The 18353-nt window shown below is 49.5% G+C and carries 16 protein-coding genes; 9 read left to right on the top strand and 7 right to left on the bottom strand.

What is annotated here, in order from left to right:
• Positions 1-54: 54 nt before the first annotated feature.
• On the bottom strand, positions 55-1098 hold the full coding sequence (locus tag ABGV42_RS17900) for an LCP family protein (RefSeq protein ID WP_347382842.1): 1044 nt from the start codon (positions 1096-1098) through the stop codon (positions 55-57).
• 212 nt (positions 1099-1310) lie between these two features.
• Between ABGV42_RS17900 and ABGV42_RS17895 the strand changes: the two genes are divergently transcribed.
• The 4 genes from ABGV42_RS17895 to bcp are packed head-to-tail and all read left to right on the top strand — an operon-like array spanning position 1311 to position 4453.
• Entirely contained in the window at positions 1311-2357 is a 1047-nt protein-coding gene (locus ABGV42_RS17895) for an ABC transporter ATP-binding protein (RefSeq protein WP_347382841.1), read from the top strand.
• Positions 2358-3152, top strand: a complete 795-nt coding sequence (locus tag ABGV42_RS17890) for an ABC transporter permease (RefSeq protein ID WP_095362146.1) — start codon at positions 2358-2360, stop codon at positions 3150-3152.
• A gap of 4 nt (positions 3153-3156) precedes the next feature.
• The gene (locus tag ABGV42_RS17885) at positions 3157-3942 is read left to right on the top strand and encodes an ABC transporter permease (RefSeq protein ID WP_347382840.1); all 786 of its coding nucleotides are present in this window, start codon (positions 3157-3159) and stop codon (positions 3940-3942) included.
• Between the two features lie 46 nt (positions 3943-3988).
• A complete protein-coding gene (gene bcp, locus ABGV42_RS17880) occupies positions 3989-4453 on the top strand; it encodes a thioredoxin-dependent thiol peroxidase (protein WP_347382839.1) in 465 nt (154 codons plus the stop codon).
• A gap of 58 nt (positions 4454-4511) precedes the next feature.
• On the opposite strand, the gene ABGV42_RS17875 is transcribed toward bcp, so the two are convergent.
• Genes ABGV42_RS17875 through ABGV42_RS17855 form a run of 5 tightly spaced genes read right to left on the bottom strand, consistent with a single transcriptional unit; the run spans position 4512 to position 9760 of the window.
• A complete protein-coding gene (locus ABGV42_RS17875) occupies positions 4512-5633 on the bottom strand; it encodes a GerAB/ArcD/ProY family transporter (protein ID WP_347382838.1) in 1122 nt (373 codons plus the stop codon).
• A gap of 23 nt (positions 5634-5656) precedes the next feature.
• On the bottom strand, positions 5657-6760 hold the full coding sequence (locus tag ABGV42_RS17870; protein ID WP_347382837.1) for a GerAB/ArcD/ProY family transporter: 1104 nt from the start codon (positions 6758-6760) through the stop codon (positions 5657-5659).
• A 19-nt stretch (positions 6761-6779) separates the two neighbouring features.
• Positions 6780-7013: a hypothetical protein gene (locus tag ABGV42_RS17865; protein ID WP_095362151.1), complete on the bottom strand. Its 234-nt coding sequence runs from the start codon at positions 7011-7013 to the stop codon at positions 6780-6782.
• Positions 7014-7021: 8 nt separating this feature from the next.
• Positions 7022-8224: a Ger(x)C family spore germination protein gene (locus ABGV42_RS17860; RefSeq protein WP_347382836.1), complete on the bottom strand. Its 1203-nt coding sequence runs from the start codon at positions 8222-8224 to the stop codon at positions 7022-7024.
• 21 nt (positions 8225-8245) lie between these two features.
• Entirely contained in the window at positions 8246-9760 is a 1515-nt protein-coding gene (locus ABGV42_RS17855) for a spore germination protein (RefSeq protein WP_347382835.1), read from the bottom strand.
• A 177-nt stretch (positions 9761-9937) separates the two neighbouring features.
• On the opposite strand from ABGV42_RS17855, the gene ABGV42_RS17850 reads away from it, so the two are divergent.
• A complete protein-coding gene (locus ABGV42_RS17850; protein ID WP_347382834.1) occupies positions 9938-11182 on the top strand; it encodes an MFS transporter in 1245 nt (414 codons plus the stop codon).
• 40 nt (positions 11183-11222) lie between these two features.
• Here the strand turns inward: ABGV42_RS17850 and ABGV42_RS17845 are convergent, their stop codons facing one another.
• The gene (locus ABGV42_RS17845; RefSeq protein WP_347382833.1) at positions 11223-11873 is read right to left on the bottom strand and encodes a DedA family protein; all 651 of its coding nucleotides are present in this window, start codon (positions 11871-11873) and stop codon (positions 11223-11225) included.
• Positions 11874-12181: 308 nt separating this feature from the next.
• On the opposite strand from ABGV42_RS17845, the gene ABGV42_RS17840 reads away from it, so the two are divergent.
• The 4 genes from ABGV42_RS17840 (at position 12182) to ABGV42_RS17825 (ending at position 18119) form a co-directional block, all read left to right on the top strand.
• Positions 12182-13501 carry a polysaccharide deacetylase gene (locus ABGV42_RS17840; RefSeq protein WP_347382832.1) on the top strand — a complete coding sequence of 440 codons (1320 nt, stop codon included), beginning with the start codon at positions 12182-12184 and terminating at the stop codon, positions 13499-13501.
• A gap of 100 nt (positions 13502-13601) precedes the next feature.
• Complete coding sequence (locus ABGV42_RS17835) at positions 13602-14591, top strand: AAA family ATPase (protein WP_347382831.1); 990 nt, start codon at positions 13602-13604, stop codon at positions 14589-14591.
• On the top strand, positions 14588-15820 hold the full coding sequence (locus tag ABGV42_RS17830; protein WP_347382830.1) for a DUF58 domain-containing protein: 1233 nt from the start codon (positions 14588-14590) through the stop codon (positions 15818-15820). The genes ABGV42_RS17835 and ABGV42_RS17830 overlap by 4 nt, the downstream gene beginning before the upstream one ends.
• Positions 15807-18119, top strand: coding sequence for a DUF4129 domain-containing transglutaminase family protein (locus tag ABGV42_RS17825; protein WP_347382829.1), 2313 nt, complete (start codon positions 15807-15809; stop codon positions 18117-18119). The genes ABGV42_RS17830 and ABGV42_RS17825 overlap by 14 nt, the downstream gene beginning before the upstream one ends.
• Positions 18120-18353 lie beyond the last annotated feature (234 nt).

The raw sequence follows: 18353 nt of genomic DNA, 5'->3' as shown, positions 1-18353 counted from the left end.
GTAACACAACACAGCGAGAGGGCAGCATATATAGCTGCCCTCTGCGTGATTACATTACTGAGCCGGTTGCTCCGACGGTTGGTCTTCACCGCTTGCTGTTTTATCTTCGGTTCCAGTCGTACTGTCTTCTGGTTCAGCAGGCGGGTGAATGATATCCTGAATATGCTGCTTCAATTTCTCTTCATCGGTTACCGTCAGGACTTGAGCTCCACCTGCGGTCCGCTCTTCCTTCAGCATGTTCATCGGCGGAATCTGCTCGCTGCCGTTCATGCTGCTCTGATATCCAAGTCCACCCAATTTCCACATATCCGAGAGTGTCAGATTAGTATCCACATAAGGGCTGACTTGTTCCAGAATGGTAGGAAGCTTGGCGATGGTTGTCGTGGATTGCATCTTCGCCGCGACGGCCTTCAAGAATTCACGTTGACGCTCGGAACGAGCGAAGTCGGACATTGCATCATGACGGAAACGCACGTACATGAGCGCTGTTTCTCCATCCAGATGCTGGTAACCTTTCTTCAGATCAATATCGTATTCGTTATTGTCTGCCTTGCTTGTATAGTGCATGTCCTTCTCTACGTCAAAATCCACACCGCCAACGGCGTCCACCAATTTGATGAATCCTTGGAAATCGGTATACACATAATATTGGACAGGGATACCCAGCAGGTCGCCAGCCGCCTTCATTGCTGCATTGGGACCATGGGTAATAGCGGTGTTAATTCGCTCCTTGCCATATCCGTCTATATCGACGTAAGTGTCTCGCAGAATGGAGAACAAGTTGATTTTTTTGGTGAGTGGGTCGAGCGATACGACCATCATGCTGTCCGAACGGGGAATTTCCCCTTCTTTGAGGCCGCGGGCATCCACGCCCATAACCAGTATATTTACGGTTTCGGTGCCTTCCCATTTCGGAGGGTCCGGTGTATTTACTTTTTCGACATTTTCAATGCTGGCGAACGGAGATTCGTCGCCTTCCTTTTGCAAGCCATTCAACTGATTGAGAATAGAACCGAAATAAAATGCCGCTGCTCCTCCAACGATCAGCACGAAGGCGGCAAGAGAAATCCAAATGGTTCTCTTCGTCTTTCTGGTCATGCTAGCTCTCCTTTGTATTTGAGATAAAATAAAAAAACGAGTTCGTGTGCCAAAGTAACGTAGCCTGAAGCCTTCCGTGCACGTCTCTTCCAGACTTCAATCAGAGGACGCAGCTTAAGCTATTTTAAAAGCTTGCTGAATTTTGACTGATACCATTATAATTTCTTTTTGGGCTACAAGCAATTTCAACAAAATCCAAGTGAGGTATAATCATGCTGGCGATTGATGTCAAAGATTTGCGCAAGTCGTTTAGCGTCCAGAAAAGTCGGGGTGGACTGAAGGGCGCATTTCAGGATCTGTTTAAACGACAATACCAAGAGGTATTGGCTGTGAACGATATTTCGTTTCAGATTCCGCAGGGTGAAATATGCGGATATATTGGAGAGAACGGTGCCGGCAAATCAACAACGATCAAGATGTTGACCGGCATTTTGGTGCCTACTTCAGGGCATATATCGGTTGGTGGATATGTTCCGTATCAGGAACGGGAGAAATTTGTACAGAATATTGGTGTCGTATTTGGTCAGCGGAGCCAGCTGTGGTGGGACATTGGCGTGATTGAATCATTCCATCTGCTGCGCAAGGTATACCGTGTGGACGAATCCGATTTCCGCAAACGGCTGGATGAGCTGGTTGAGCGGCTGCAGCTGCAGGATCTGCTGAATCGTCCGGTGCGCAAGCTCAGCCTGGGACAGCGGATGCGCTGCGAGCTGGTGGCCGCATTGCTGCACAATCCCGATATTGTTTTTCTGGATGAGCCGACCATTGGTCTGGATATTGTCGTCAAGTCGGAAATTCGTGAATTCCTGAAAGACATGAACAAGGAACACGGAACGACCATTTTGCTGACCACACACGATCTGCAGGATATTGAAGCCCTGTGCTCCAGAGTTATTATGCTTGATGCAGGGAATATCATCTACGATGGCGGTCTGGATCACTTGAAATCCCAATGGGGCAAGGAACGGGAAATTCGCTTCAAATTCGGCACGAGCCACTCACTGGCACAGATGCAGGAATGGACTGTCGCTATGCCCGTACGCTGGACGGTAGAGAATGAGCTGTCCGCATCCGTCTGGATTCCGCTGGAACTCAACGTGTCAGATGTACTTGGCCGTGTAGTGGGACAGGCTGATATTACGGATATTCAGATTATTGAGATCAACACCGATGAGATTGTTCGAAGTATCTACCAATCCGGTTCTGCCGAGCGTCCCGAGATTGTGGGAGCAGGGAAAGAAGCGGTGGGTGTATCCTAGATGAATAGTGCATTTTTTGATTTTATGCGAATCCGGTTTCTAACGATGCTGGCATACCGAGTGAATTATTATTCCGGCATTTTGATATATACGCTGAATATCGGCGTGTATTACTTTACATGGCAAGCCATTTATGGTGGCAGCGGAGAACTGGGTGGTTTTACGGCAGCCCAGATGACCACATATGTGGCGGTATCCTGGATGGCGCGTGCGTTTTATTTTAACAACCTGGACCGTGAAATTGCTGCAGATATTCGGGATGGATCCATTGCGATTCAATTTATTAGGCCTATTAATTACGTTATGGTCAAAATGATGCAGGGTCTCGGTGAGGGCGTTTTCCGTTTCCTGCTGCTTATGATTCCAGGCATGCTCATTGCGATTCTGCTGTTCCCAGTCGAACTGCCAACTGCACCTTCAGCGTGGATTGGATTTCTTGTCATGCTGTTCTTCAGTTTTCTCATTAACTCCCAGATTAATGTTATTACGGGACTGGCTGCTTTCTTTGTAGAGAATAATGAAGGCATGATGCGCATGAAACGGGTCGTGGTCGATTTGTTCTCGGGTCTAATCATCCCGATCAGCCTCTATCCGGGCTGGATGTCTGCGATCATGAAGGTATTGCCTTTTCAGGCTATCACGTATCTGCCGGGTTCCGTTTTCACCGGGAGAGTGGAAGGCACTGGCATCTGGAGCGTACTGGGTATTCAGGTGCTCTGGTTTGTCATCCTGCTCGTACCAATGATGCTGATCTGGCGTCAGGCGCGCAAGCGTCTGTTCGTGCAAGGGGGTTAACAGCATGTACTACTTAGGCCTAATCTGGGAATATTTAAAAAACTACATGAAAACACGACTGACGTATCGTGCCGATTTCTGGGTCGAGATTATTTCGGATCTGCTGTTCCAGGCAACGAATCTGATCTTTATCTTTGTAGTTTTCCGACACACGGATAACCTCGGCGGCTGGAGCGAGAGTGAAGTTCTGTTTGTATATGGATATTTTATGGTGCCCTATGGCATCTTCAGCTGTTTTATCAATCTCTGGGGATTCAGCGAGCGGTATATCGTTAAAGGTGAGATGGACCGCATTCTGACACGTCCGGCGCATAACCTGTTTCAGATATTGCTCGAAAATGTGGACCCGCCTGCACTTGTTGGTTCGTTTATCGGGCTGATTATCATGATCTTCAGTGGAGCGGAGATGGGGCTTGTCCTGGAATGGTGGCATATTCCGGCGTTAATTATTTTGGCGCTTAGCTCCGTGTTAATCTACACGGGAATCTATACCACACTGACGTCGCTGTCCTTTTACTCGGATGCACCGACAGGTATTCTTCCCTTGATGTACAACATTCAGGGCTATGGACGTTATCCGGTAACGATCTACAATCGTGCCATTCAGGTATTGTTAACCTGGGTCATTCCGTTTGCCTTTGTCGGGATCTATCCTGCAGCATTGTTCCTAGATCGAACAGAGATGCATCGCATGGCACTGCTGACTCCAGTGATGGGACTGATTTTCGGGGCGATCGGACTTACGCTGTGGAACTATGGCGTGAAACGCTACCGTGGTGCTGGTTCGTAGAGAGAAGCCCATTGACTAGAGGGTAAGACTAAGGAGGAAGAGAGAGATGACATTAACGGAAGGCAAGCTCGCTCCGGATTTTGAACTTCCGGCGAGTACTGGGGAGACGGTGAAGCTCTCCGATTACCGCGGACAGCGGGTACTGATCTACTTTTATCCCAAGGATATGACTTCGTCCTGTACACAGGAGGCATGCGATTTTCGGGATCGCCATAAGGAGTTTGAGGGGTTAAATACGGTTATATTGGGCATTAGCACGGATCCGATGAGCAGGCATGAACAATTTATTGCCAAATACGGATTGCCGTTCACCCTGTTATCGGATGAAGAACATCAGGTTGCCGAGCAATACGGAGTGTGGCAGCTTAAAAAGTTGTACGGCAAGGAATACATGGGCATTGTCCGTTCCACATTCCTCATCGATGAAGAGGGGAAGTTAATCAAGGAATGGTCCAAAGTCAGAGTTAAAGGACATATTGAAGCAGCTTTGGAGGCTGTGAAGTCCCTGTGAAAAGTGAAAAATTCAACGAAGGCAGTGTTCTCGGGTATCACCGTGGACACTGCCTTTTTTATGAGGTTAAGCGTTTGGCCGGCGGTTTCTTCCTCTGGAAGCGGAGCCTATGAACGAGCAGCAGGAAGAGCGGGATGATCAGGCTGACCGTCACATTCCAGTCAAGCCATGCGGGCATGACGGTGTTGGTATAGAAGATGATATTGGGTCCAATCAAAACGGCTGCAGCAAACATCAGCATTGCTGAAGGCAGGATCAGGGGCTTATAACCGTTTAATTTGAATAACTGAGCTGTTCCCAAAGCAAAACCGAACAGATACAGCATGCTTTTGAAATAGGTGGAGATAAGCCAGGCGATGGCCATCAATGCTTCGATTCGTTCGAAGAAATTACCGATATTGATTTTTTGAGCCAGCGTATAGGAAATATAGAAACCATGCTGAGTAAAAATCGGGCCGAAAACCATAAGAGAGACGAGAACTAGCATGCTTAGCAGAATTCCCCCTCCAAGGGCCGCAAGGAGCATGTCCCGTTTGAGATGAGGTGCGCTTGCGACGTACGGAAGGAACATGGATAGCACGATCAGCTCGCCAAATGAAGAGAAGGCTCCCCTAATGATGCTATTTATCAAACTCATCCAGGGAGCATCTAGAAAGGGCCGGAGTCTAGCGAATTCAGTTTGCGGGAGTACTCCCAACAGAAGGAGGATCATAAAAACGACTACGATGGGAGCAAGAAGTTCACTGCTTGCCCCCATTGTCTTAAAGCCATTCACAACTCCCCACACCATAGGACAGATGAACAGGGTCAAAATGACACGGATGGGAGTTTGAAGATAGATCTGCGTCGTCATAAAGTCGCCTACTTCGCGGAGGCATATGGCAGCGCCGATGATGAAATAGAACAGATACCCGGCAGCGAGGATGGTACCAAGCCATGGACCGAGCAATTTTTTGCAAATTTCAACCAGGGACAATTCGGGATGGGTACGATGCAGCTTGAACAGAATCCATACTACCAATAGACCGATTGGTTGGCTGAGCAAGGAGCATATCCAAGCGTCCTGTCTCCCATATGCAGTGACGAGCGATGGATAAATGAGAATCATGTCACCGACCAATGTCAGGAAGGTCAGCAAGGTGAATTGTCGCACCGTAAGGCGATCTTTAATCAGCATCATGCTTGTGCTCCTTCAACATGTGATCAGTTGGATATCGATTTTTTTCTTTTTTTGAATATCATGACAAGCAGCAGAATCCCAGGCAGCAGAATCCCTAAAGTTGTATCCCAATCCACCCAATATGGAACGATGGTAATGACAATAAAGGTCAGGTTAGGAGCCACTACATTGGCCATTCCAAACACCAGCATGCATGCTGGCAAAAGGAGAACCCGATACTGTTTAAGCTTAAAGAGTTCTGCTATTCCTACCATGAAAGCAAACAAATAAATCATTGCTTTGAAATAGGTGGAAATCAGCCAGGAGGTAGCCATAATGGCCTCGATACGTTCAAAGAAACCTCCGATACTGATTTTCTGAGACAAAATAAATGATGCATAGATACTGTGCTGAGTCAAAAATGCACCGAGCACTAACAAGGATATGGTAACTAGCATTGCCAGCATTAAGTTCCCCAGGCCAGCGGCAACGATCACATCACGGGTTCGATGAGCTTGTCTCGCAGTGTAAGGTAAAATCATAAGAATGGGGATAGTCTCACCCACCGGATAGATGATGCTTACGAGGATACCCTGCATAATGGAGACCGTGTCAGTGTCAGTGACGGGTTTTAAGTTACTGATATCCACTTTGGGCAAAAGGCAGAAAGAGAGGACTAGGATAAATACGATTACGATCGGAAGCAGCAGTTCGCTTGTCCGGCCCATGGTTTCCAGGCCTTTATAAGCTCCCCAGCCAATGGTAATGACAAACATTAGAGTAATGATGCGGATGGGTGTATATTGAAAGATTTGGCTAGTCATAAAATCCCCGATTTCCCGTGTGTGTGTGGAAGTCCCAATGAGAAAGAAGAATAAGTAAAAGCACGAAAAGAAAGTCCCTGGCCAGAATCCCAAATGCTTACGTGTAATCTGAACTAGGTTTTTACCCGGATTCATATTGCCCAGTTTAAGGAACATGGCCATGAGTCCCATACCGAGCGGAATTCCGATGAGGGCGCAGATCCAGGAATTTTGCTTCGCATAGGACGTGATGACGGAGGGATAGATGAGCATCATATCTCCAATAACCATCATGAAAGTCAAGGTTGCCAACTGCCTTGTGCCAAGCCGTCCTTGCTCCAGCATCCGTCTTCCCCCCCCTTTCCTAAGTTCCGGTGATATTGGCCAAAAATTGATTCACAGGTTCATAAATCCACATAATGATATAGAGGGGACTTGGAAATTCCCATAAGTTTGCTGCGATCACGCTAAAGAAGGTGGCAACAAGCAGCATGCTGCTGTATACTGCGGTTTCTTTCCACTCCTTACGGCGGATTAGACCAGGAAGATCGATCCAGCCTACGATAACTCCCACAACAATGACTGTGACCGTGATCATGCCTGATCTCACTCCTTCATTTCATTTTTGAATGAATTGTCCAAAGTTCCCGTACGTTTAATCTGTACGTTGGCTTCGTACTTTACGTCCAGCTTGTCGAAGTAATTGTTCCAGTCGTTCTCGACCTTTTTAAAAAGCTTGGGGTCGGCATGGTATACTTCCTGCCCGAATCCAAAAATATCGGCATGGTATTTTCGCCTTACGGAGTTCACCGAAGTCTGCATGAGCTCGATTAGTTTCTCCTCGCTCTCCTCTTCCAGTTTTCTGAGTGTTTCCATTGAACCGATTTTGACACCGCATTCCACAGCAGCGATGGAGGAAACATTCTCAAGCTTGATATGAATAACAGGTTTCCCGTCCACGATTTTGGCTTTTCGTTTCGTCGAGGTGCGCAGTGCTTTGAACGTTACTGCTCCGCCATTGCCGCAAGGAAGATGACTTACCGTGGATACCACATTGTCCCGGATGTAGTTATATCCTTTGGATTCCTCCTCGGTTAACCAGCCGATCAGCTTATCTTTTCTAAATACACTTAATCCGGTAGTTTGAAGACTGGCTGGAGATCTGATGGAAGATATATTATCCTTGCTCCCGCTTATTTTCTGATTTCCGATGATCTCTACGCCGGTAATTACAGGCTGAATACCAGGGGTTAGCATATTATCAACCAATTCGTCTCCAGTGACGGTGGTTGTAGGAGACCAGGTTTTGGCGGATACGTCCAGAGAATTAAACAGCTTCTCAGCGGGGATATTTTCCAATGGCGTAAGCAGATCCAGCACTTTGGAAGCCGTGGTCTTACGGGCAACCATGACATAATAATCCGGTCGTACCGAAGGTTCCCGCATCATGGCTTCCATGACATCATATATCCCATCCTTGCGGGCATATTCCTCACCAAAGACAAGGATGCGCACATGAGCCATGAAGATGCGACGGGGACTGGTTTCAGTCAGCTTCTGAATGGCTTCAAATAATGTGTCTGCAGTAGCCTGATATTGGGTTACGGGAGTGCCTTTCCCGCCTCCGGATTTGGAGGATACCTCATTGGGAACGACCACTTGGGCGCTAACCTTGATTTTATCTCCATCCTTATCTATCCCGAGACCTAGCATAATTCCAAGTTCATTGAGTTCTTTACGATCCCAGCAGCCGGTAAGGAGAGGGAGCAGAACCGCAAGGGATAAAACCAGTCGGATGTATTTGTTCATACGATGTTCTCCTTGCCGCGATCAGCGTTTCATTTTTTTGTTGGACTGTCTGGTTTTGTTCGGTGTACCCGTACTCAGAGGGCGGGTTTTCATGTGAGACCAGGGTACGCGAAAGATCGTATCCTTCAGATCCTTCTGAACCAAAGGAGCAAATGGTGACATATAGGGTACTCCAAATGAGCGAAGGCTGCAGAGATGAGTTACTGTAATGAGCAGAACGACCAGAATGCCATAGAAACCAAAGGCAGCAGCCAGTATCATCAATACGAAACGCAATATGCGAACCGAAATGGATAATCCATTCTCCGGAATGACGTAACTGGATATCGCGGTAATTGACACGATGATGACCATCGCTGCAGACACAACCCCCGCATCAACTGCCGCTTGACCAATGACAAGTGTTCCCACGATGGAAACAGCCTGACCGACCGTTTTTGGAATCCGAATTCCGGCCTCTCGCAAGATTTCATAGGTAAGTTCCATCAAAATGGCTTCAATGAAGGCAGGAAAGGGAACACCTTCACGCTGGGCGGCCAGACTAATCAGCAGGTTCGTCGGCAGCATCTCCTGATGGAAGGTAGAAATGGCGATGTAAAAGGATGGAGCAAGCAGAGCGATAAAAAAGGCCAGATAGCGAATCATTCGAATCAGTGTACTAATGTCAGCACGCTGATAGTAATCTTCTGCAGATTGAAAGAAATGCACAAACAGTGCCGGAACCAGTAGTACAAAGGGGGTTCCGTCCACAATAATGGCAACACGTCCTTCCAGGAGTGCAGCGGACACCGTATCAGGCCGCTCACTGTTATAGACTGTCGGAAAGATTGTCCCGGTCTTGTCTTGAACCAGTTCTTCGATATATCCGCCTTCCAGAACGCTATCGATATCAATCTCATCGAGCCTGCGCCGGAGTTCTTCCACCACTTCCGAATCCACGATATGTTCCAGATATAATACGGCAACTTTGGTCTTGGTCACTCTTCCGACTTCTCTTTCTTCAATCCACAGATGAGGATCACGAATTCGTTTGCGGATCAGGGAGGTATTCGTACGCAAGTTTTCATTAAAGCCTTCCATAGGTCCGCGCACGACTGTTTGGGATACAGGCTCGGTAACAGCACGGTCTTCCCAGCCGGCTGCTCCGATTTTCAGGCCTTTGGTTGAGCCTTCGATTAGCAGTACTGCCGACCCCGATAATAAGGCGTTAAGTACATCCTGAATATTGTCTACCAGTAGCACATCACTGGCAGCAAGGATGTCATTTTGGAGATAGCTAAGGCGTTCATCGTCTGCCGAGAACCCCGGAAGATCATGTGTCTGAAGCAGAGATCCCAGGATGGCCTGATTCAGAATCTGAACATCGACCAACCCATCGATGTATAACAGTATGGAAGGCCATTTATGTAAACATTGGAGCGGGCGGATCATCAAGTCGTTGCTCTGGCCCATCACTTGTTTGCAATATTCCGTATTTTCAATCAGATTCGGTGAAATTAGCTTCTGTTCATGATCGCTCTGTGCCGCAGAACTCATAACTTTCACCTCCTTACCTCCCTATATTTGCAAGTTAGTATGACCTGGATGAATTCAACTTATGACAAAAAAAGAAGTGATGCCAAAACGAACATATACAAAAGTAGATTGCCAATTTCATTTAATTAGAATAATATCTAATTAGATTTATATCTAAATTTAAGGCGTGATATCGTAATGACATTCAGTTTAGGTTTTAAACGCTTGCTGCACGCAGAACCCAATTACAGACAGCTTTTCATGGCGGGATTATTGAACGGAATTGGAGATCGATTCAGTCAGGTGGCCATGCTCGCCTTGATTCTTGGAACAACCGGTTCAGGTCTCGCTGTAGGTCTGGCACTTGGGTTAAGGGTGTTTCCTTTTCTTCTTCTGGCTCCGTTAGGGGGTGTATTAACACTTCATTTTAGCCGGCGATCGATTATGATCGTTACCAATCTCCTAAGAGTACCCGTGGCTTTAAGTTATTTGCTTGTGCACCAAGCAGATGATCTATGGATTCTCTATACAGCGAGTACGCTGCTCGCTTGCGCTGAAGCAATCTATGCGCCTGTCCGCAAATCAGGAATCCCCTTGCTGGTACGTTCGGAAAACCTGCATAAGATTAATGGGCTCGAACAGGTCATGAATGGATCTGTTCTCATCGTGGGAGCTTTTTTGGGTGGTATCGTCTCATCTGTCATGGGTCCTCAGGCTGCTTTTGTAATCAACGCACTTGCTTTTCTGTTTGCCGCTGCTTTGATTCGCAAGATGTCGTTCCCACCACTCAGCATGAATCAAGTCGATGAAATGGTGGGGAGGGAGCCTGCCCGGAAGCATGTCGGGATTGCTCGGATGCTGTGGCAGTTCATCTGCTCATCTGTCCCTTTGCAGATCCTTGTTGCGTTTGAGTTGTGGGTTCCTGTTATTAATGGGATTGATAATGTTCTGATCAGTGTGTATGCGATTGAAGTGTTCAAACTCGGAGATTGGGGTGTGGGTTTGTTTTACGCAGCACTGGGGATTGGACTTGTGCTTAGCAGTTGGGGGTCTCGTTATTTGCAGCTGTGGCTGCTCCCTGGGGTTGTAGCCTGTCTATTCATTGAAGGCTGTTTATTAATGCTGTTAAGTGAGGCTAGGCTCGCATCAGCTGCTGTCCTGATGTATATTCTGCTGGCCTTTATGTCGGGTATGGGAAACACATGTCTGGATACGCTGCTAATGCGGGAAACCCCGGAGAAATACCGCGGGGTTGTCTATGGTTTAGTGACGGCATGCAGCAGTACGATGCTTGGGTTATCCATGTTTGGCGCAGGGATACTTCTGGAGTTGTTGGAACCGCGTAGACTTGGTTTTGCAGGGGGATTGGGATTTGCAATGATTGCGCTCTTGCTCGCAGCCTACGCATGGATTCGTGCACGGGAGGTTTTCAAAATGAAATAACCAAAAAGAGTCGCACTGGTGGCGACTCCGTGGATATGCTTCATTCTGCATTCTGTTTTTGTCTAATTGGAGAGGACTTGCGAACGGAGCGTTGTCCCCAAGCTTTCCGGTAGCGGTACAGCACGGCGGCGATCAGTAACAATCCAATGCCTGCAACGATATAGGCGGCATATTGATGCGCAAGATGGAACACGGCGTTCCACTGTGGACCAAATACTTTTCCGATGCCTAGAAATAACACAACCCAGAACAGTGCACCCGAGTATGCATATAGAGCGAATTTGCGAAAGGGAACAGCCGCTATACCTGCGAAGTACCCGGTGAAATGACGAACACCCGGTATGAAGTATCCGATGAAAATCAGAGCATTACCATACTTGGCAAACCACTTTTGCGTTTTATCCAGCTTGTCCTGTTTGAATAGAAACCATTTTCCGTAGCGGACGATGAAGGGCAGGCCGGCCTTGGCCCCAATGAAGTAAGTGATCGTCATGCCGATTGTCGTTCCCAAAAAGGCAAGTACGGCAAGAATCCCGAAGTCCAGTTGTCCTTTGTACGATAGGTATCCTGCGTAAGCCATGGTTGTTTCTCCCGGGAAGGGAAGAGCGATAAATTCCAGCAATAAGCCAAAAAACAAAACGCTGTATCCATAGGATCCAAATAGATGCTGGATCTTTTCAAGCAATTCCAATAGATTTCACTCTCCTGAAGACAGGGGAATCGGATGACTCTCCATGCTGTCCTGTTTACGATCAATGCAGCCCGCCGTCAAATGAAACGTTTGCAGTGCTTATCCCCGTAATAGCAGTGGTTCCGGGAATAAGTGCCTGTTCATTATGCTACCCAATCCTAAGCCAAGAATCAATCATGTGCTAACCCAAATTGTGAAAAATATAAAACAGAAACGCGTCTTTTTTTCGTAAAGCCTCCATATAATTCTAACAAATCTGCTAAAGTCTATCAGCAGAATCACTAGAGACGTTGGAGGATGATTCGTAAATGATACGGAGAACGGATTTCAGAGTGGTAGAAAAAGAAGAGCAATCCCTAAAAGCCCAACCCATACATAAGCATGCATCCCCCGCCTGGCCATCTTGTCTGCTTCGTCTTGCGGTGATGATATGTGTATTTGCTTCTTATGCCTGGACGGCATATCCTTCTGAAGCCGCTGGCGCAGAAGCCGTTGTTCCTAAGAATGAGAGCAACAGTGAAAAGGTAGTCTATCTGAGTTTTGACGACGGACCAGGCAAGCATACCCGTGAAGTATTGGATATTTTGCGCGAGGAACAGGTTCAAGCCACATTTTTTGTCCTTGGAGAAGAGGCAGAACGTTATCCTGAACTGATTCAGGCCGCAGTGGAAGAGGGTCATGCTCTCGGCAATCATACGTATAACCATCATTATGATGAACTGTATAGTGATTTTAAATCGTTCTGGAAACAGGTGAAGCAGACGGAAGAAATCGTGAACCGCATCACCGGATTCCGCCCAAACCTGGTACGGGCGCCTGGCGGAACATATGGACATTTTGATCAAAATTATTTCGATCTGCTCGAATTGGGTGGGTATACCGTGATGGACTGGAACGTGGACAGCGGCGATTCGAAGCGCAAGGGTGTACCAGCGAAAGAAATTTTGCGTAATGCCACCAAGGTGCCTTCGGATACCAGCTCAGTCATCGTGTTAATGCATGATGGTGGAGCTCATGCCGAGACGGTCAAGGCACTACCGGGAATTATCGAATACTACCGTGATCACGGATATCGTTTTGACACCATGAACGCGGAGAATCAACCTGTACAATTCCGTGTTCATCCTGAAGGAAAATATAAATCTCGCAAAGCACCTGGCGCCGAGTGGGTTACGGAACATGTGAAAGCCAATCGTAACCTATGGCTAACCGGCAAGGAACTTAAGGTAGAGATTGGCCTTGCTGCTGCCACATTGAAGCAAGGGGAATTTCGCGTGGAAGATCAGCGGATCATGGTGCCATTACGACCGTTTATGAAAAAGTTTGGCGGCAGCATTCGCTGGGATGTGGAATCCAGAACGGCGACTGCGGTATGGAAGGACAGAGTTATCCAGGCGGACAGCGTCCGCGGGGAACTGAAATCCACATCAGCGAGTCTATCGAATGATAGAACGATACAGGGAGCAGTGCAGGGGCAGGGGGGGACGATATGGGTTCCGCTGCGAGAACTGCTGGAATTAATGGGGCTGGATGTATCTTCGCTGCAATCCGATGAATCCGAGTGGATCGTGAAGGCCAATTTGCCTCTCGCAGCAGCGTTAAACTTCTATTTGTACAGAACGATATGAATTAACGAGTCCAGACAGGACTAATCTCTCTACTTCCGGGCAACAATGAATCATAGATTACTATGGCTCTGAAATGCCAGATGGAAGGAGAATGAGAGAGATGTCGTATATTCGAATGGAACATGAACATGCGGTCGAACTGCTGAACAGGGTGATCAAGCGGGTCGAAAGTGTAATTATAGGCAAAAAACAAGAGATTCAATATGTCCTTACTGCAATGCTGAGTGGGGGGCACGTGCTTCTGGAAGATGTACCGGGGACAGGAAAAACGATGCTGGTTCGGGCTGTCGCTTCTTCATTGAACTGTTCCATGGGCCGTATTCAATTCACCTCCGATGTCATGCCAGCAGATGTTACAGGTACATCCATGTATCAGCCTCACACGAGTGAATTTACATTCCGGCCAGGACCTGTTATGTCCAACATTGTACTGGCTGACGAGATCAATCGGGCGTCGCCCCGGACCCAGTCTGCCTTGCTGGAAGCGATGGAAGAACGGCGAATCACGGTGGATGGCACGACACATGCTTTGCCAAGGCCGTTCTTCCTGCTGGCCACGCAGAATCCACTGCAATTTGAGGGCACATATCGTTTACCCGAAGCGCAGCTGGACCGTTTTCTCATGCGAATCGGACTCGGATACCCGGAACCGGAACAGGAAGTGGAACTGCTAACCAGAGTACACAGCAGAGAATTGCTGGATGAACTGCGTCCGGTGGTGCTCGCTGAAGAAGTGGTTGCGATGCAGCGTGAAGTCAGACATGTGCATGTTGATCCCGTAGTCAAACAGTACCTGGTGGCGGTTGCTGTAGCTACTCGCAATCATCCGGCCGTGAGGCTCGGAATCAGTCCGCGCGGAACGCTGGCCTGGATGGCTGCGACGCAGGCATATGCCTATCTGCAGGGGCGAAGCTATGTCATTCCGGATGATGTAAAAGAAGTGGCTGTGCCTGTGCTTGCCCACCGAATCGGGTTGAAAGCCCAGAATAGAACGGAGGCATTTCGTGGGCAGGAACAGGTCGTTCAGGATGCCTTATCCTCTGTTCCCGTACCTGTGCAAATGACAGCTCAGGGAAGGAGCCGGCGATGATGACCGCGCCCGTCCAATGGCTGTTCCATGCGGTATTAACAGCAGCTTTTGCTTGCCTTTACATATGGCATGGAGGCAAGGCAGCACTGTTTTTGTCCATTACGGCCTCTCTTATCCTGATTAGTGGTGTCGTCATTTATCTATTGGGACCGCGCCGAATTCGCATTCGCCGGCAAATGAATTCGGAACGGATTATGGTTGGGGAGATGGTGCGTGTTCAGGTGCAAGTGGAGTTCGAATGCCGAATTCCACTGCTTTGGATCATGCTTTGTGAGGATACGCCCGCTGGTGTGCATCGTAAATTACTTTTTCCGGGAATGAGACGCAAGTTTGCCTACCAATATCAAATGTCCGGCTTGCGAAGAGGGCTGTATCAATGGGGTTCAGGTCGATTGTACTGGGGAGACGTATTCGGCTGGAATACAGTCTCTGCGGAAACGTCGGGCAGTACTCCTCTCGTTGTTGTTCCATCTGGATCAGCGTTCGGAGATGGTGAGTCTGCAGCATTCTTGGCTATAGATGAAGGAACTTCGGCAAACCCAAAAACCGGTCAGGGTAACCGAAGTCCCGAGTTCCGGGAGTATCAACCAGGAGATCCGCTGGGACGCATTCACTGGAAAAGCACGGCCAAGACGGGCAAGCTTCAAACCTTTTTGCCTGAAATATCTGAATCAACGTCGATAGGTATACTGGTGTATGAAGGCAGGACTGGATATGAACGAGGAATGCAGGGGGCGAAGGAGCATCCGGCGTTTGAACGTGCCGTTAACATGGCTGCCCGCTGGGTGTATACAGCTGTTCGCGATGAAGTTCCCTACCAACTCTGGAGGACGGGGGAAGAGACTGGCCCGGATAAGCACCAAAGGTGGTTAAGCGATCTGATCCATGTGGAGCATGTAAATCTGTCACTGGACAGTTTGGCCCAGGCGAGCATATCCAGTGCTGACTCATCCGTTTCATCTCTGGTGAATACAACTATGCTGGATCAGTGGCCAGCGGGGACACGAATTATTGTCCTTACTGGCAGGCTGGATGCCGTGCTGACCGGCTGGGTGGTGGATGCAGCTGAGTTGGGACATGAGATAGAAGTGCAGTTAACCGAGACACCGGTGGTTGAGGATGACCAGTGGACGGAACAGCTTCGTCTAAGCGGGGTAAGAATTAGCACGATCACAGACCGTTCAATGCCTTCCGTTGGAAAGGCGGGTGTCTCGGATGTGGGAGCGTAATCATGGAGATACGGCGGCTGTCCAGTCGGCCGAAGACGTTTCGGTACTCGGTCCGGACTCCACATCCCAACGTTCTAAGAGAGAACCTGCCGTGTATAGAATAAGCATTTCTGTCATTCTGCTGCTTCTCTCTCTGGAATGGATTTACCCGATTACTTCCTCGGGACAACAGGGAAGCGAGCGTTTTCTGGCGGTGATGGCCGGACTTACAGGTGCGCTCCTGATGGCGGGATTACTGCGTGTAGGCTGGACGTTAGGGATATTGCTTCGACTGCTTATGGCTCTGACAGCTCTATGCCTGATGTATGGGGGGAGTGATCCTGCTGGATGGGCTCTCGGATACCCGGGAACTTGGATGGAGGATACACGCTCATTGATGGAAAGTGGGCGCTTTTATTCCATCAGTACGGAGACAAGAGGTTTGTTGATGATGTGTGGATGGAGCATGCTCATGGCTTCCGTGCAGTCTCTTGTATTGATGCGGCGAAGTGTGATGCTGTTCGGCAGTGCTACCCTGCTCTACTTGCTGCTTCTGGAAACCTTGGCCGGGCTGGATGTCTACGCCTCTGTAGTACGCTCCGTCCTATGGATTCTGCTGATCCAGGCCATATTGCAGCTGCTTCGTCTGTTGGAAGGAGTCACTACACCAACCTTTCACCGATATCCCTATGTTCGTTGGTGTGCGGTGGCTGCTGCGGCGGCAGCAGGGATGGTACTGTTCGCTGCCCTGCCCGGGCGTGTTGTCCCCGTTCCTGAGCCGGAACGGATATCGCTTGACCAGATTGGAGAACGCCTCGCCCGCTGGGCAGGCTATACACCACGCGGCAGCATCCCTGCCTCGGCATCTGTCACAGGATACAGCACGGCGGATGCACCAATGGGGTCTCCGTTGGTACAAGGGAACGCCGTCTTTTTTACAGCAAAAAGCCCTGAAGTTACGTACTGGCGCGGAGAGACCCGTTCCTATTATAACGGCAGTACATGGAGTGATCCTGTACAAAACTTTCAAAAGGCCAGTCCGGCAGGTCTGTTTCGTGCCGATGGCTGGGAGAATCAAGCCTACTGGACACGCATTCGCCAAACGGTCACGATGGAGCGCCCGTGGAGAGGACCTAATCCACTCTTTACTGGAGGAGTCCCTTTAAACCTGTCTTTTCAGGATAAGAATGAAAATAACGAAGCCAATAGGATGTCCCTGCTCTCCAATGCAGATTCGGCTACGCTCTGGCTTGCTGGCTCCAGCAGTCGTGAACCGATCAAGACGTATACAACCGATGTCATGATTCCCGCCGCGTCGCCGGAGCAGCTTCGTCTATTGGGGGAGGCGCGTAGCTCGAGTCAAGATCCGGCAGCCATCCGCAGAACCTATTTGCAGCTGCCCACATCTCTGCCTGAGCGGGTACGATCACTGGCAAGTGACATTATCCAGAAGAGTGAATCGCGTTATGATGCAGTTCAGGCCGTGCGGACCTACCTGGCAGAGCATGCTGAATATACACTGGACACGCGCATGCCGCCTCGCGGAACTGATTTCGTCGATGACTTTCTGTTTGTCACTGGAGAGGGCTACTGCAATCACTTCTCCACGGCAATGGTTGTGTTGCTTCGCGCAGAGGGAATTCCCGCGCGTTGGGTAAAGGGATTCGGTGCAGGCACGCCGGACCCAGAGGTACCGGGTCAGTATGTCATTACCCAGGGGGATGCTCATTCCTGGGTGGAGGTGTACTTCCCCGGCGCAGGCTGGATGCCGTTTGAGGCTACGCCGGGCTTTGCTTTGCCGCAAGGCGATGGCGTGGGCGCCGCAGCGGTCGCCGGGGCGCAGCCCGGCGAGGTGAACCCGCCGCAATCCGGCGGCGGGCTGGGTAGTGCGGGCGCCTGGCTGCTGGAGCGCGCCCGTGCTCTTGCCGCGGAGCCATGGCTCGCGGCAGCCCTTGCGGCAGCGGTACTGCTAGCCGCTGCCGGGGCCTTGCGCATGCGGCGGCTGCGCCCCGCGCTGCGGCTCAGGCTGCTGCTGGCATGGCCGCGAAGCAGCTTCCCGGACCGTGAGCGGCTGCTCAGCGCCGCAGCTCCGGTCTGGGCCGCGCTCGCGCGGCGGTACGGCCCGCGGCCGCCAGGGATGACGCTGCGGGAGTATGCAGCGTCACCCGCCTTGGCCGCAGGCACGGACGCCGCGGACATCGCGCGGTTTGCAGCCGACTGGGAACGGCTGCTGTACGGGCCGGACCGTCCGCTGCGCACGGACAGTCTTGAATTCCTACGCCGGGCACTTCGACTCGCCCGGCGCCTGCAGTCACCGTAACATCGCCCGATAACGTCTTGCTCGCCGAAATGCGAATAAGGCGTCTTTGGGCGATTTTCTCTATATTGCCTTGTTAGTGTCTTGGTATTGTAGTGTCTATTTTACATTTCAATTGGCATGAAACATTCATTTGAAAATGAAGCGAATGGAAGTGGGGAATTTGTAGAAAACTCACAATGAAGGGGTCTTCATCTCAAATGTTGCAAACTGCCCACAAAAAGGAGTTTCGTCTTT

The organism is Paenibacillus pabuli, assembly GCF_039831995.1.
In the GTDB taxonomy this organism is placed as follows: Bacteria; Bacillota; Bacilli; order Paenibacillales; family Paenibacillaceae; genus Paenibacillus; species Paenibacillus pabuli_C.
The sequence above is the reverse complement of the archived record's forward strand: the minus strand, read 5'-3'. Positions and strand labels throughout refer to the sequence as shown.

What these genes read in the sequence shown, in the direction of transcription:
- ABGV42_RS17900 (WP_347382842.1), bottom strand. Translation starts at nt 1,098, where the DNA reads ATGACCAGAAAGACGAAGAGAACCATTTGGATTTCTCTTGCCGCCTTC.
- ABGV42_RS17855 (WP_347382835.1), bottom strand. Translation starts at nt 9,760, where the DNA reads ATGAGTTCTGCGGCACAGAGCGATCATGAACAGAAGCTAATTTCACCG.
- ABGV42_RS17825 (WP_347382829.1), top strand. Translation starts at nt 15,807, where the DNA reads ATGTGGGAGCGTAATCATGGAGATACGGCGGCTGTCCAGTCGGCCGAA.
- ABGV42_RS17895 (WP_347382841.1), top strand. Translation starts at nt 1,311, where the DNA reads ATGCTGGCGATTGATGTCAAAGATTTGCGCAAGTCGTTTAGCGTCCAG.
- ABGV42_RS17830 (WP_347382830.1), top strand. Translation starts at nt 14,588, where the DNA reads ATGATGACCGCGCCCGTCCAATGGCTGTTCCATGCGGTATTAACAGCA.
- ABGV42_RS17890 (WP_095362146.1), top strand. Translation starts at nt 2,358, where the DNA reads ATGAATAGTGCATTTTTTGATTTTATGCGAATCCGGTTTCTAACGATG.
- ABGV42_RS17835 (WP_347382831.1), top strand. Translation starts at nt 13,602, where the DNA reads ATGTCGTATATTCGAATGGAACATGAACATGCGGTCGAACTGCTGAAC.
- ABGV42_RS17865 (WP_095362151.1), bottom strand. Translation starts at nt 7,013, where the DNA reads ATGATCACGGTCACAGTCATTGTTGTGGGAGTTATCGTAGGCTGGATC.
- ABGV42_RS17850 (WP_347382834.1), top strand. Translation starts at nt 9,938, where the DNA reads ATGACATTCAGTTTAGGTTTTAAACGCTTGCTGCACGCAGAACCCAAT.
- ABGV42_RS17885 (WP_347382840.1), top strand. Translation starts at nt 3,157, where the DNA reads ATGTACTACTTAGGCCTAATCTGGGAATATTTAAAAAACTACATGAAA.
- ABGV42_RS17875 (WP_347382838.1), bottom strand. Translation starts at nt 5,633, where the DNA reads ATGATGCTGATTAAAGATCGCCTTACGGTGCGACAATTCACCTTGCTG.
- ABGV42_RS17860 (WP_347382836.1), bottom strand. Translation starts at nt 8,224, where the DNA reads ATGAACAAATACATCCGACTGGTTTTATCCCTTGCGGTTCTGCTCCCT.
- ABGV42_RS17840 (WP_347382832.1), top strand. Translation starts at nt 12,182, where the DNA reads ATGATACGGAGAACGGATTTCAGAGTGGTAGAAAAAGAAGAGCAATCC.
- ABGV42_RS17870 (WP_347382837.1), bottom strand. Translation starts at nt 6,760, where the DNA reads ATGCTGGAGCAAGGACGGCTTGGCACAAGGCAGTTGGCAACCTTGACT.
- bcp (WP_347382839.1), top strand. Translation starts at nt 3,989, where the DNA reads ATGACATTAACGGAAGGCAAGCTCGCTCCGGATTTTGAACTTCCGGCG.